The organism is Palleronia sp. (assembly GCF_042089775.1).
In the GTDB taxonomy this organism is placed as follows: Bacteria; Pseudomonadota; Alphaproteobacteria; order Rhodobacterales; family Rhodobacteraceae; genus Palleronia.
Genome location: NZ_JBELKF010000093.1, coordinates 1 through 12203 on the forward strand (window position 1 = coordinate 1; position 12203 = coordinate 12203).

General features: G+C 67.4%; 12 protein-coding genes. 4 read left to right on the top strand and 8 right to left on the bottom strand.

Annotation, left to right across the window (positions count from 1 at the left end):
• The 3 genes from ACFDS3_RS16620 to ACFDS3_RS16630 all read left to right on the top strand — a co-directional run.
• Positions 1 to 455, top strand: a 455-nt coding sequence (locus ACFDS3_RS16620; RefSeq protein WP_375263473.1) for a TRAP transporter small permease, incomplete at its 5' end; no start/stop codon positions are given.
• A 4-nt stretch (positions 456 to 459) separates the two neighbouring features.
• Positions 460 to 1737, top strand: coding sequence for a TRAP transporter large permease (locus tag ACFDS3_RS16625; RefSeq protein WP_375263474.1), 1278 nt, complete (start codon positions 460 to 462; stop codon positions 1735 to 1737).
• Between the two features lie 9 nt (positions 1738 to 1746).
• A complete protein-coding gene (locus tag ACFDS3_RS16630; RefSeq protein ID WP_375263475.1) occupies positions 1747 to 2541 on the top strand; it encodes an NAD-dependent epimerase/dehydratase family protein in 795 nt (264 codons plus the stop codon).
• Between the two features lie 83 nt (positions 2542 to 2624).
• Here the strand turns inward: ACFDS3_RS16630 and ACFDS3_RS16635 are convergent, their stop codons facing one another.
• Genes ACFDS3_RS16635 through murQ form a run of 7 tightly spaced genes read right to left on the bottom strand, consistent with a single transcriptional unit; the run spans position 2625 to position 10714 of the window.
• Positions 2625 to 3752: an anhydro-N-acetylmuramic acid kinase gene (locus tag ACFDS3_RS16635; protein ID WP_375263476.1), complete on the bottom strand. Its 1128-nt coding sequence runs from the start codon at positions 3750 to 3752 to the stop codon at positions 2625 to 2627.
• Between the two features lie 4 nt (positions 3753 to 3756).
• Entirely contained in the window at positions 3757 to 4728 is a 972-nt protein-coding gene (locus tag ACFDS3_RS16640) for a serine hydrolase domain-containing protein (protein WP_375263477.1), read from the bottom strand.
• Entirely contained in the window at positions 4725 to 6428 is a 1704-nt protein-coding gene (locus tag ACFDS3_RS16645) for a dipeptide ABC transporter ATP-binding protein (protein ID WP_375263478.1), read from the bottom strand. The genes ACFDS3_RS16640 and ACFDS3_RS16645 overlap by 4 nt, the downstream gene beginning before the upstream one ends.
• A complete protein-coding gene (locus ACFDS3_RS16650) occupies positions 6425 to 7264 on the bottom strand; it encodes an ABC transporter permease (protein WP_375263479.1) in 840 nt (279 codons plus the stop codon). The genes ACFDS3_RS16645 and ACFDS3_RS16650 overlap by 4 nt, the downstream gene beginning before the upstream one ends.
• Positions 7264 to 8223 carry an ABC transporter permease gene (locus ACFDS3_RS16655; protein ID WP_375263480.1) on the bottom strand — a complete coding sequence of 320 codons (960 nt, stop codon included), beginning with the start codon at positions 8221 to 8223 and terminating at the stop codon, positions 7264 to 7266. Before ACFDS3_RS16655 ends, ACFDS3_RS16650 begins: the two co-directional genes overlap by 1 nt.
• Positions 8224 to 8251: 28 nt before the next feature.
• Positions 8252 to 9760 (bottom strand): ABC transporter substrate-binding protein, encoded by a 1509-nt coding sequence (locus ACFDS3_RS16660; RefSeq protein ID WP_375263481.1) that lies wholly within the window; start codon positions 9758 to 9760, stop codon positions 8252 to 8254.
• A 24-nt stretch (positions 9761 to 9784) separates the two neighbouring features.
• Complete coding sequence (murQ, locus tag ACFDS3_RS16665; protein ID WP_375263482.1) at positions 9785 to 10714, bottom strand: N-acetylmuramic acid 6-phosphate etherase; 930 nt, start codon at positions 10712 to 10714, stop codon at positions 9785 to 9787.
• Between the two features lie 97 nt (positions 10715 to 10811).
• Between murQ and ACFDS3_RS16670 the strand changes: the two genes are divergently transcribed.
• Positions 10812 to 11663, top strand: coding sequence for a MurR/RpiR family transcriptional regulator (locus tag ACFDS3_RS16670; protein WP_375263483.1), 852 nt, complete (start codon positions 10812 to 10814; stop codon positions 11661 to 11663).
• On the opposite strand, the gene ACFDS3_RS16675 is transcribed toward ACFDS3_RS16670, so the two are convergent.
• The coding region (locus ACFDS3_RS16675; RefSeq protein WP_375263484.1) for an ABC transporter ATP-binding protein at positions 11660 to 12203 on the bottom strand (544 nt) is incomplete at its 5' end. The genes ACFDS3_RS16670 and ACFDS3_RS16675 overlap by 4 nt on opposite strands.

Consider the following 12203-nt stretch of genomic DNA (forward strand, 5'->3'; position numbering starts at 1 on the left):
CGACGATCTGCATGGGAATCGCCGGCGTGCAGCTTGTCCTGCTGATCGTCGTGTTCGGCTGGCTCGTCTGGGGCCGCTACGTCCTGAACGATACACCAACATGGGTCGAGCAGCTCGCCCTGGTTCTCGTCGTGTGGATCACCTTCCTCGGCGGCGCCGTCGGCGTGTGGACGAAGTCCCACCTCTCGGTCGATTTCATGCGCGAGATGATGCCCCCCGCCGTTGCGACGCCGCTGCGTTGGGTGTCGCTGGCCGGCGTGCTTGCCTTTTCGGTCGCGCTGGCGATCTACGGGACCGAGCTGACGATGAGCACCTGGCCCCGACGCATCCCGATGCTGGGCTTCGCGGAAGGCTGGCGCGCCATGCCGATGGCGATCTGCGGCGTCCTGTCGTCGCTCTTTACCCTGTACCACATGGCCGAGCACGCGCGCGGCCGCGACCCGTTGAAAGGTTGACCGCATGGGCCTTGCCCTTCTCTTCGGCCTGTTCTTCTTCGGCCTGATCGCCGGGATGCCAGTGGCTTTCGCCCTGGGCCTCGCGACGGTCGGCGGCTTTCTCTACGAGGGACTGCCGCTCTTCATCGGGTTCCAGCGCATCCTGTCCGGCATCTCGGTGTTCTCGCTGCTGGCGATCCCGTTCTTCATCTTCGCAGGCGAGCTGATGATGCAGGGCGGCATCGCAGCCCGCCTCGTTCGCCTTGCCGCCTCGGCCGTGGGCTTCATGCGCGGCGGACTGGGCGTGGTGAACGTCGCCTCGTCGATGCTGTTCGGGGGGATCTCCGGCTCGGCGGTGGCGGACACATCGGCGCTCGGGTCGATCCTGGTGCCGGTGATGAAGGAAAAGGGCTATGATGCCGACTACGCGGTGAACGTCACGGTGACCTCGTCCATCGCCGGCGTCGTCATCCCGCCCTCGCACAACATGATCCTCTATGCCGTCGCGGCGGGCGGCGTGTCGGTGTCCAACCTCTTCATCGCGGGGATCCTGCCGGGCATCCTGATGTGCCTGATCCTGGGCTTCGTCGCGTGGTTCATCGCCGTGCGCCGTGGCTATCCGGGCGAGGCGTTCCCCGGCTTCCGCGAGCTTGGCATCCGCTTCATCGTGGCGATCCCGGGCCTGATGACGGCGATCATCATCGTCGGCGGCGTGCTGTCAGGCGTGATGACCGTGACAGAGTCTGGCGCCTTCGGGGCGATCTGGGCGATCCTCGTGACCACGCTGGTCTACCGCGAGCTCACCTGGAACCGCTTCGTCGCGGCCGTGGTGGCGGCGGTGCGCACGACGGCGCTGGTGATGATCCTGGTCGCAACCGCGTCGTCCTTTGCCTACCTGCTGGCGCTTTACCGGGTGCCGGATCTGCTGGCGACGACCGTGACGATGATCTCGGAAAACCCGATCATCATCCTGCTTCTGCTGAACGTGACGCTGCTGGTCCTCGGCATGATCATGGACATGGCGGCGCTGATCCTGATCTGCACGCCGATCTTCCTGCCGGTGGTCACCGACCTTGGCATGGACCCGTTGCAGTTCGGCGTGATCCTGATGATGAACCTCGGCCTCGGCCTCTGTACGCCGCCGGTAGGCGCCTGCCTCTTCGTGGGTTGCGTGGTGGGCGGCATACGGATCGACCAGGCCGTGCGCACCATCCTGCCCTTCTACGCAGCCATCATCGTGGCGTTGCTGCTCGTGACCTATGTGCCGTTCTTCTCGATGTATCTACCAAGCCTGATCGACTAGGAGCCTGACATGAAACGACTTCTCATTACCGGCGCCGCTGGCGGACTGGGGCGGATGATGCGGACCCGCCTGGCGCACATGGCCGACACGATCCGCCTGTCGGACCTGGCAGAAATGGAGCCCGCAGGCGACGGCGAGGAAGTCGTGCAAGCGGACCTCGCCGACGAGGCCGCCGTCCACGACCTGGTCAAGGGCTGCGACGGGATCGTCCATTTCGGCGGCGTCTCGGTCGAGCAGCCCTTCGACCCGATCTGCGACGCCAATATCCGCGGGGTCTACAACCTCTACGAGGCTGCCCGCGCGAACGGAAACCCGCGCATCATCTTCGCTTCGTCGAACCACACGATCGGCTTTCACACGCAGGACCGCCACCTGAGCGTGGACGACCCCATGAAGCCCGACGGCCTCTACGGCGTATCCAAGTGCTTCGGCGAGGCGATGGCGTCGATGTACCACGCGAAATTCGGGCAGGAGACGGCGCTCGTCCGCATCGGCTCGTGCTTCCCCGAGCCCCGGAACCACCGGATGCTGGCGACCTGGTTCAGCCCGGACGATTTCGTCTCGCTGATCGAGTGCTGCTTCCGCGCGCCCCGCCTTGGCTGCCCGATCATCTGGGGCGTCTCGGACAATGACGAACAGTGGTGGGACAACTCCGCCGCCCGCTACCTCGGCTGGCGCGCGAAGGACAGTTCGGCCCGCTTCCGCAACAAGGTCAATGCCGAGAATGCCCGCCCCGCCCCCGACGCACCCGACGCCGTCTACCAGGGCGGCGCCTTCACCGCCGAGCCCATCCACCGCGACTGATCAGCGCAAAGCGGTCCAACTGGTGTGGCACGCGCGGGAGCCTGCCGCGACGCCAGCTCGCCTCGCGCGGCTGTGCGCGTTCCTCAGCTTCGCGTTCCGGCGGCGACGCGACCAGCGGTCATGGGGTCACGTACGCCAGTAGTGCCCGGGAACGTGACGGGCAACTCGCGCAAACGGCGCAGGGCGAGGAAGGCAAAGCACTGCGCCTCGATCGCGTCTCCCTGCCAGCCGACGGCTTCGGCCCGCTCGGCCTGCACGCCCGCATGGGTCTCGAGCATCCTAAGGAGCGTCGGGTTGTGGCGTCCGCCGCCGCACACGATCAGCCGCGTGGGGCGTTCGGGGAGCAGGTCGAGCGCGCGCCCAACGGCCGCGGCGGTGAAGGCCGTCAGCGTAGCCGCCCCGTCCTGGGGCGAAAGATCGAGCGCCCAGTCGTAGCCGAAATCGAACCGGTCGAGCGATTTCGGGTAGGGCCGGCGCAGGTAAGGATGGTCGAGCTGGGCGTTCAGCCGCGTCTCGTCCACCCGTCCGGCGGCGGCGAGCGCGCCGTCGCGGTCCATCTCGCCCCGGCCCAGATGCGCCACGAAGTCGTTGATCGGCGCGTTCGCGGGTCCGGTGTCGAACGCGACGAGAGTGCCGTCGGAATCACGCGCCGTCACGTTCGCCACGCCGCCAAGGTTCAGCACCGCCGTTTGCCCGTCCGTGTCCAGATCATCCAGAAGCGCGCCGTGATAGACGGCTGACAGCGGCGCCCCCTGCCCGCCCGCTGCCATGTCGCCGCTGCGGAAATCGTGGACGACCGTGGTGCCAAGGATCTGGGCCATCAGCTTTCCATCGCCGAGCTGCCGGGTCTGCCCCAAGCGTCCGGTCTCCGGCGCGCGGTGCAGAACCGTCTGGCCGTGGAAGCCCACCGCCTCGATTTTGTCCATCGACAGGCCCGAGCTCTCGACCAGCGCGCGCACGGCCTCGGATTGGGCGCGGGTGATCCGGTTCTCGGCCTCGGCAAAGATCGCAGGCTCGGGCCCGTCGAAATTCCATGCGCGGGCTTCGCCGAGGCACGCCGCCAGCAGATCGCGCGTCTCACGGTCATAGGGTGCCAAGGTGTAGGGGCCGAACTCGGCCACGCGTTCGCCGTCGGTGCGCAAGAGCGCCACGTCGATATTTCCGTCGAGCACGGTTCCGGTCATCAGTCCGACGGTCCAGACAGGTTCCATGGCGTCACACTCCGTTCAGGGCGTCGCCCACCTGCCGGCGCAGATCGCCGATCCCGCTCTCGACATGTCGCGTGGGGTGGACGCGGTTGGTCAGCAGGGTCCAGGCGCGCCTTGTGTCGAAATCAAGCCAAAGCCCGGTGCCCGTGAACCCGGTGTGGCCGATGGTGCCGGACGAACAGGCGTCGCCGCCGGGCCATCCGGGATGCCGCCGCTCCCACCCGTGGGTCCGGGTGTCGGACAGCGCCTCGCCGATCAGCCCGGGGCCACGCTCCAGAAGCCTCTGCGCAAAATCGAGCACCGCCGCGCCCGTCCCGAAGAGGCCCGCGTGGCCCGACCCACCAAGCGCATGGCAATTCTCGTCATGCACCTCGCCCCGGATGAGCCTGCCGCGCCACGAGCAGATTTCCGTCGGGGCGCAGGTCTCGGCGGCGGGCGCGAAGGTGAAGCCGGGGCCGGGATCCATCGCGCGGATGCCCTGTCCCTCGATCCGCTCTAGGACGATGCCGAGCAGAATGTAGTTGATGTCCGAATACACCGGCACCGCGAGCCGCCGCCATTCGCGCTGCAGGACAAACGCCCGAAGAGTGGCGGGGTCGCTGCCGTAGGTGTAGATCGGTTCGACCGCCGGGAACGGGGTCTGATGGCCGAGGCACTGGCGGAACGTCACCTGCCGCTCCCACGCCGTCATGTCGTATTGGCGCAGGTCGGGGATCACCGCGGTCAGCGGGGAGTCCAGATCGATGTGCCCCAACCGGGCGTGGTGCAGGATGCGCTCGGTCGTGAAGATCACCTTCGTCAGCGATGCGAGGTCGAAGACCGTCCCTTCGCGCATCGGTTCCTCGGCGGGCACACGGGCCGCGAGACCGCGCGCCGCCAACCGCCGTTCGCCACCCTCGATCGCCCCAAGGACGGCGCCCGGGATGCGGCCTGCGTCGATGGCCACCTCGATGAGGTCCAGCGCACGGTCAAAGCTCATGCGGGTTCCTCCGATGCGACGCGGTGATCGGGGCCGATCTGCCGCCAGACCTGCGGCGGCGTGTTGAAGCCGACAGGACGCAGAAGCGAAGGCACCTCTTCGGTGTCGAGCGTGTAGTCGATCCGCCGCCGCTCGATCGAAGGAACGGCCGAGATCAGCTTTTGCGTGTACGGATGGCGCGGATCGGACAGCACGGCGGCGGCCGCGCCCATTTCGACGATCCGCCCCGCATAGAGGACGGCGATGCGATGCGCGATCCGCTCGACCACCGCCATGTCGTGCGAGACGAAGAGATAGGCGAGGCCGAACTCGCGCTGCAGGTCGATCAGCAGCTCCAGCACCTTCGCCTGAACCGAAACGTCCAGGGCCGACACCGCCTCGTCCAGCACCAGCACACGAGGATTGAGCATCAGCGCCCGCGCGATGCAGAGCCGCTGGCGCTGCCCCCCCGAAAACTCGTGAGGGAAGCGGCCGAGGTCGTCGGGCAGGTCCACGCGCGCCAGAAGCGTGCGCATCCTTTCGGCCGCCGTATGGTCCACCCGCTGGCCGGAGGCAATCACCGGCTCGGCCAAGAGCGCACGCACATCCATGCGGGGGTTGAGCGACGCGTTCGGGTTCTGGAACACCATCTGCACGGCAGCGCCGCCCTCGGTATCGATTTCACCGCCCGAGAGCCGCACGAGGTCGAGGATTGCACGGGCCGTGGTCGACTTGCCCGAGCCGCTCTCGCCGACGATGCCGAGCGTCTCGCCCGGCACGAGATCGAAGGAGACGCCATCCACCGCATGAACCTCTCCCCGGGTCTTGCGAAGGAAGCCGCCACCGACGGGAAACCGCACGCTGAGGTCGCGGACGTTCAGCGCGGGGGACCGGCCGTCGCGGGCCCCATCCGTGCGGACCGCCTGGCCGCCGCGGAAGTGCGGGACGGCATTCAGGAGGTGCCGCGTATAGTCGTGCGATGGCCGGTCGAGCACTTGGTCGATCAGGCCGCTTTCGACCGACTTGCCGCCCTGCATCACCAGGACCCGGTCGGCCAGACCGGCGACGAGGCCGATGTCGTGCGTGATGAAGATCAGGCCCGTCCCGGTCTCGCGCTGCAACTCGGCCAGAAGGGCCATGATCTGCGCCTGGATGGTCACGTCCAGCGCGGTCGTCGGTTCGTCTGCGATCAGAAGGCGCGGCTCGCCCGCCAGCGCCATGGCGATCATCACTCGCTGGAGCATGCCCCCCGACATCTGGTGCGGCGCCTGGTCCAGACGGCGGGCCGCGTCGGAAATCTGCACCCGGTCGAGCGCCCGGATCGAGGCCTGGCGCACCGCTCGGCCGCTCAGCCCGTGCTGCTTGCGGAAAATCTCGCCGATCTGCGCGCCGACCTTCAGCACCGGGTTGAGCGACGTCATCGGCTCCTGACAGATCATCCCGATCTCGCGCCCGCGCAGGCGCTGCATCTCGGGCTCGGTGGCCGCGGCAACGTCGATCCGCCCGTCATAGACGGCGCGACCGCCCAGGATACGGCCGCCGCCGTAGTCGACCAGCCGGTTGACTGCCATTGCCGTGACCGACTTGCCCGAGCCGCTTTCGCCGACGATGGCCAGGGTCTCACCCGCCGCCACCTCGAAGCTGACGCCGTGGACGACCTCGGTTTCTTGGCCCCGCTTGCCGAAGCCGACGCGCAGATCCTCGACCGAAAGCAGCGTCATGCCAGCGCCCTCCGCATGCGGGGATCGAACAAGTCGCGCAAGGCGTCGCCCAGCAGGTTGAACCCGAGCACCGCAAGCATGATGACCGCCGCCGGGAAGATCAGCATCCACGGCGCCGTCTCCATCAGGTTGCGACTGTCGGACAGCATCAGGCCCAGCGACGGCGTGGGCGGTTGCGCGCCGAGGCCGAGGAAGCTCAGCGCCGCCTCGGTCAGCAGCGCCCATGCCAGCGCCAGCGTGATCTGCACCGTAAGGGGCGCCACGAGGTTCGTCAGAAGGTGCCGGGTCAGGATGTAGCGCCGCGAACTGCCGAAGGTGCGCGCCGCGTCCACGAAGCTGCGCGTCTTCAGCGACAGCGCTGGGCCGCGCACGACGCGGGTGAAGATCGGCGTGTAGACGATGGCGATGGCGACGACTGACGTGATAAGCCCCGGTCCCATGATCGCGACGATCAGCAGCGCCAGCAGGATCGCCGGGAAGGACAGGAGCACGTCCATCCCCCGCATCACCGCCCCGTCCCAGAGCTTGCCGAACCACGCCGCCGTCAGCCCCAGCACGGTGCCGACCGAAGTGGCCAGCCCGACCGACAGAAGCGCGACGGCAAAGGACTGGCCGATCCCGACCATGAGGCGGCTCAGGATGTCGCGCCCGAACAGGTCGGTTCCCATCCAGTAGCTCCCGCCCGGTGCCTGCAGCCGCGCCAGCCGGTCCTGCGCCAGCGGATGGTGCGGCGTCAGCCCGGCCAGCCCGAGGATCGCCGCCACCGCGAAGACGGCGATGATGATCGCCCCGATCCGGCCCGAGCTGTGGCGCCAGAGCGCGCGAAGGAACGACATCAGCTGGCTCCGTACCGGATGCGGGGGTCGAGCGCGGCATAGGCCAGATCGACGAGCAGGTTCACCAGAAGGAAGTTGAAGGCGATGAACAGGACCACCCCCTGCACCAGCGCGTAGTCGCGCTGGAGAATGGCGTCGAGCACCACCCGCCCCAGCCCCGGCAAGGCGAAGATCTGCTCAACGATGACCGCTCCGCCAAGCAGGTAGCCGAACTCGACCCCGCTCAGCGTCACGACCGGGATGAGCGCGTTCGGCAGCGCGTGCCGCCAGATGACGTAGCCTTGCGAGAACCCCTTGGACCGGGCCGTGCGGACGTAATCCTCGCTGAGGATGTCGAGCATGGCGGCACGCGAGATGCGCGTGACTGCGGCCGCAAACGCGGTGCCAAGCGCCAGCGCCGGCAGGATCAGCTGCGCGAGGTTCCCCAGCGGGTCCTCGGTCAGCGGAACGAACCGGCCCATGGTCGGCAGGACGCCGAAGCCGACCGACAGAACGAAGATTGCCAGAAGCGCCAGCACGAAGTTCGGCGTGGATTGGCCGATCATCGTGAACACCCGCACGATCAGGTCGGACGGCCGCTCGACCCTCGTGGCGGCGAAGACGCCGGCCGGAAGACCGATCAGAAGCGCGATCACCATCGACAAGAGCGCCAGCTCGAGCGTCAGGGGAAAGCGGTCGAGGATGATCTGCGACACCGGCTGCCCATAGGTGACCGAGACCCCCAGGTCCCCGTGCAGCAATCCGACGAGCCAGCGCCAGTATTGCACGACCCAGTTCTGATCGAGCCCGAAATAGGCGGCGAGGGACTCGCGCTGCGCCGGGGTCAGCAGGCCGGATTCGGTGCCCAGCATCGCCGTGATGGCGTCGCCGGGCACCAGCCGTATGGCCACGAAAACGAAGATCGAGACGCCCAGCATGACGAGTGGAAACATCAGCAGACGGCGCAGGACGTAGCTCATGCGGCCCCCTCGGGCGTCTCGGGTCGGCTCACTCGGCCAGCGTCACGTCGACCAGACCGAAAAGCGAGCCTGTCGGCGTCGCCTCAAAGCCCGCCACGCCCTCGCGCTGCGCCGTGTAGGTGTAGCCGGTATACAGCCACACCCACGGCGCCATCTCGGTCAGGTGACGCTCGAACTCGGCGAAGATCTCCTTGCGGGCCTCTTCGTCGGTCTCGGCCCGTCCTTCCTGCATCAGCCTGTCGAGCGTGTCGTCGATGTAGTTGGCGACGTTCTGAAGGTTTCCGTCTTTCGTCCAGTACCGGTTGTACATGGTGTAGGGGTCGGCCCGCCCCCCGTTCAGCGCCACGGCCATGTCGAAATCGCCAGCCAGCCAGCTGTCGACGTAGACGTTCATTTCCTGCATCTCGATGGACAGGTCGATGCCGACCTCGGCGAGTTGCGACTGGATCAGCTGCGCTTCGGCCGCGGCCGTGGGCGGCTCTCCGTTGGCGGCCATGATCGTGGCCGAGAAACCGTCCTCGTAGCCTGCCTCGGCCAAAAGCTGCCGGGCCCGCTCCTGATCCTGCTCATAGCAGAACAGGTTCGACGGATCGTTGCGATAGGCCGGCGAGGTCAGCGGCCCCGTCACCTCGCCCTCGCCCAGAAGGGCTGCGTCGAGGATGTCCTGCCGGTCGAGCGCGCAGGAGATCGCCTGCCGCACCTTCAGCTCGCCCATCGGCGCGCGCGAGGCGTTGAGCTGCAGCACGTGGTAGTCGAGCGTCGGCGCGGTGTTGAGCGTCAGCCCCTCGGCCCGCGGGACAAGCGTTGCCACCAGCGGGTCGCTCAGAAGCGCAAAATCCGCCTGACCCGCCCGAAGGGCAGCCAGGATTGCCGTCTCGTCAGGCAAGACACTGACATTGATGCCGTCATAGGCGATGTCGCCGCCGTGCCAGTCTTCGTAGACCGAAAGGCTGGCGTTGGCGTTCGGCGTGCGCTGCTCCAGCGTGAAGGGCCCCGAGCCCATGACCTCGGTGCCGACCGTTCCCGCCTCGATGGCCGAAGCCGGGACGATGGCGGCGTTGATTGACGCCATGCCGTTCAGGATCGGGACGTTCGGCCCGTCAAGCTGGAAGACGACCGTCTGTTCGTCAGGCGTCTCGATGCCGGTGATCGAGGTGTAGTTCGCGCGCGCCGAGGCCCCGGTCGCTTCGTCGAGAATACGCTCGAAAGAGGCCTTCACGTCGGCCGCCGTGACGGGGCTGCCGTCGTGGAAGGTCGCGTCCGGATCGAGGTGGAAGGTCAACGTCGTGGCGTCGTCTGAAAACTCCCAGCTTTCGGCAAGCGCCGGCTGGATCTCGAGGTCCGGACCGAGCCGCACCAGCGGTTCGTAGACCAGTTCGAGCAGCCGGATCGACGCGAACGCCGTCTGGGTGTGCGGGTCGAGCCCGGTCGCGTCCTGCGACCACGCGACGTTCAGCGTCTGCGCGGCGAGCGGTCCGGCCATGCCGACCGAAGCACCGATGGCGATGGTGGAAACGAGGGTCCTTGCGGTGATCATGTCATGTCTCCCTGTGGGTGATGGTCAGGCGGGATTCGTTCCCGCTCTTTCGAGGGCCCGGCGCAGGAAGCCCTGTTCCGCCTCGAGCGCCGCGCGCGCGGTGTCAGCGTCGAGGCCGCTCAGCTGCATGAAGATCGCCAGCTTCACCTTGCCGCCGCTGGCGTCGAGCAAGCCGCGCGCTTCGTCCTCGGGGCAGCCCGTGGCGTCGATGACGATGCCGACGGCCCGCTCGGCCAGCTTTCGGTTCGAGATCGTGACATCGACCATCAGGTTGCCATAGGTCTTGCCGATGCGGATCATGCTGGCGGTGCTGAGCATGTTCAGAACCATCTTCTGCGCAGTTCCCGACTTCAGCCGGGTGGAGCCCGTCACGACCTCGGGCCCGACGACGGGCGAGATGGCGATGTCGGCCAGCATCGCGATGACAGAGCCGGGGTTGCACGACAGCGCCACGGTGCCCGCACCGATCTGGCGCGCATGATCCAGCGCACCGACGACGTAAGGCGTCTTGCCGCTGACGGCGATGCCCACGACCACGTCCCGCGCGGTCAGGTCGACCGCTTCGAGATCCCGCGCGCCCTGCCCGGCGTCGTCCTCGGCATCTTCGACCGAATGGCGCAAGGCATGGTCACCGCCGGCGATCAGGCCGACCACCATCCCGGGCGGGACGGAAAAGGTCGGTGGACATTCCGACGCGTCGAGCACGCCCAGCCGGCCGCTCGTCCCCGCGCCGGTATAGATCAGCCGGCCGCCCTGTTCGAAGGCCGCGACGATCCGGTCCACCGCCCGAGCAATCTGCGGAAGCTCGGCGCGAACCGCGGCGGCCACGCCTGCGTCCTCGGAATTCATCAGCGCCACGATCTCTTGGGTCGGCAGCCGGTCGATTTCGGTCGTCCGTTGGTTCCGCCCTTCCGAAACGAGAGTACGAAGGTCCTGTTGCGCGGCGGCGGACATGGCGAGTCTCCTTGAACCTGTGCCAAGCGTAGAATTATAAATTCCCGAGGTCAAAGCAAACTGTGGTATCCTATTCCAAAAGTGGCGGAGGCCCAGCATGTCCGTTCTGGCGATGATCGAAGCCCGCCTTAATGCCCTGACCGAGGGCGAGCGAGAGATTGCGCGCACAATCCTGGACGATCCCGAAGGTGTGTTGCGGCAGTCTTCGGCGGAGCTTGCGCGGCTGGCGGGACGCAGCCAGTCCAGCGTGGTGAAGTTCTGCCAGAAGCTCGGTTTCGCCGGATTTCAGGACCTCAAGATCGAGATCAGCCAAGCAACGGCGCGCCGTGGCGCCGCGGAGTCCGATGGGGTCGTCCACGGCTCGATCGAGGCGGCCGACGACCTTGCCACGACGGCCCGGAAGCTTTTGGGCAGCAAGATCCGCGCGATGCAGGAAACGCTTTCGGTCAACGGTGCAGAGACGCTCGACGCGGCGCGCGATGCACTGTCCCGGGCACGGCGGATCCAGCTGGTGGGCGTGGGCGCCTCGTCGCTCGTGGCGCGGGATTTCGGATACAAGCTACAGAAGCTCGGCCGCCTGACGACGTTCGACGCCGACAGTCATATCCAGATGGCCAACGCGGCGACGCTCGGCCCCGAAGACCTGATGCTTGCCCTCTCGCAATCCGGCACGAGCCTCGAGACGTTGCGCATCGCCGAGACCGCGGCCCGGTGCGGCGCGCCGCTTCTGTCGGTCACCGGCCTGCAGCCGAACCCGCTATCCGGGCTGGCGCGGATCGCGTTGTTCACCGTTGACGACGAGAAGCGCGTGCGTTCGGCCGCAATCACCTCGCGGGACGCGCAGCTGATGGTTCTCGACCTGCTGTTCCTGCGGCTCGTGCAGTCCCAGGACGACGCCGCCGACCTGATCCGGGGCGCCATCGATGCCGTGGCGCCGCTGAAGCTTTAGGCGATCAGGTCATGCCGTTCGCGGTGCTCGAAGGCCTGTCCGTCGCCGCCAAAGAGATGCAGCGCCTCGGGAGGGAAACGAAGGCCGACACCGTCGCCTGGCTTTTGCAAAACGCCGCCGTCCGCCTTCACCACAAGGGGCTCTTCGCCGCCGAGTTCGACGTGCAAGAAGGTTTCGCCCCCCAGCCGCTCGGCCACCAGCACTTCGCCCGCGACCGTGCCCTGCCCCGGCGCGACCATCTCGATATGCTCGGGCCGAATGCCAAGCGTCAGCTCGCCTGCGTCGGAACGCGGCTTGACCGGCACCTCGATCGGGTCCGATCCGGGTACGGTAACCTCTCCGTCACCCGCGGGACGGGCGGGAAGGAAGTTCATCTTCGGCGAACCGATGAAGCCCGCCACAAACCGGTTCTTCGGGTGGTGATAGAGCTCGAGCGGCGTTCCGACCTGTTCGATCCTTCCGTCGCGCAACACCACGATGCGGTCGGCCAGCGTCATCGCTTCGACCTGGTCATGGGTGACGTAGACCATCGTGGTTTTC

Coding starts and splice junctions, on each gene's coding strand:
- ACFDS3_RS16660 (WP_375263481.1), bottom strand. CDS start 9,760: ATGATCACCGCAAGGACCCTCGTTTCCACCATCGCCATCGGTGCTTCG.
- ACFDS3_RS16630 (WP_375263475.1), top strand. CDS start 1,747: ATGAAACGACTTCTCATTACCGGCGCCGCTGGCGGACTGGGGCGGATG.
- ACFDS3_RS16625 (WP_375263474.1), top strand. CDS start 460: ATGGGCCTTGCCCTTCTCTTCGGCCTGTTCTTCTTCGGCCTGATCGCC.
- ACFDS3_RS16640 (WP_375263477.1), bottom strand. CDS start 4,728: ATGAGCTTTGACCGTGCGCTGGACCTCATCGAGGTGGCCATCGACGCA.
- ACFDS3_RS16635 (WP_375263476.1), bottom strand. CDS start 3,752: ATGGAACCTGTCTGGACCGTCGGACTGATGACCGGAACCGTGCTCGAC.
- ACFDS3_RS16645 (WP_375263478.1), bottom strand. CDS start 6,428: ATGACGCTGCTTTCGGTCGAGGATCTGCGCGTCGGCTTCGGCAAGCGG.
- murQ (WP_375263482.1), bottom strand. CDS start 10,714: ATGTCCGCCGCCGCGCAACAGGACCTTCGTACTCTCGTTTCGGAAGGG.
- ACFDS3_RS16650 (WP_375263479.1), bottom strand. CDS start 7,264: ATGTCGTTCCTTCGCGCGCTCTGGCGCCACAGCTCGGGCCGGATCGGG.
- ACFDS3_RS16655 (WP_375263480.1), bottom strand. CDS start 8,223: ATGAGCTACGTCCTGCGCCGTCTGCTGATGTTTCCACTCGTCATGCTG.
- ACFDS3_RS16670 (WP_375263483.1), top strand. CDS start 10,812: ATGTCCGTTCTGGCGATGATCGAAGCCCGCCTTAATGCCCTGACCGAG.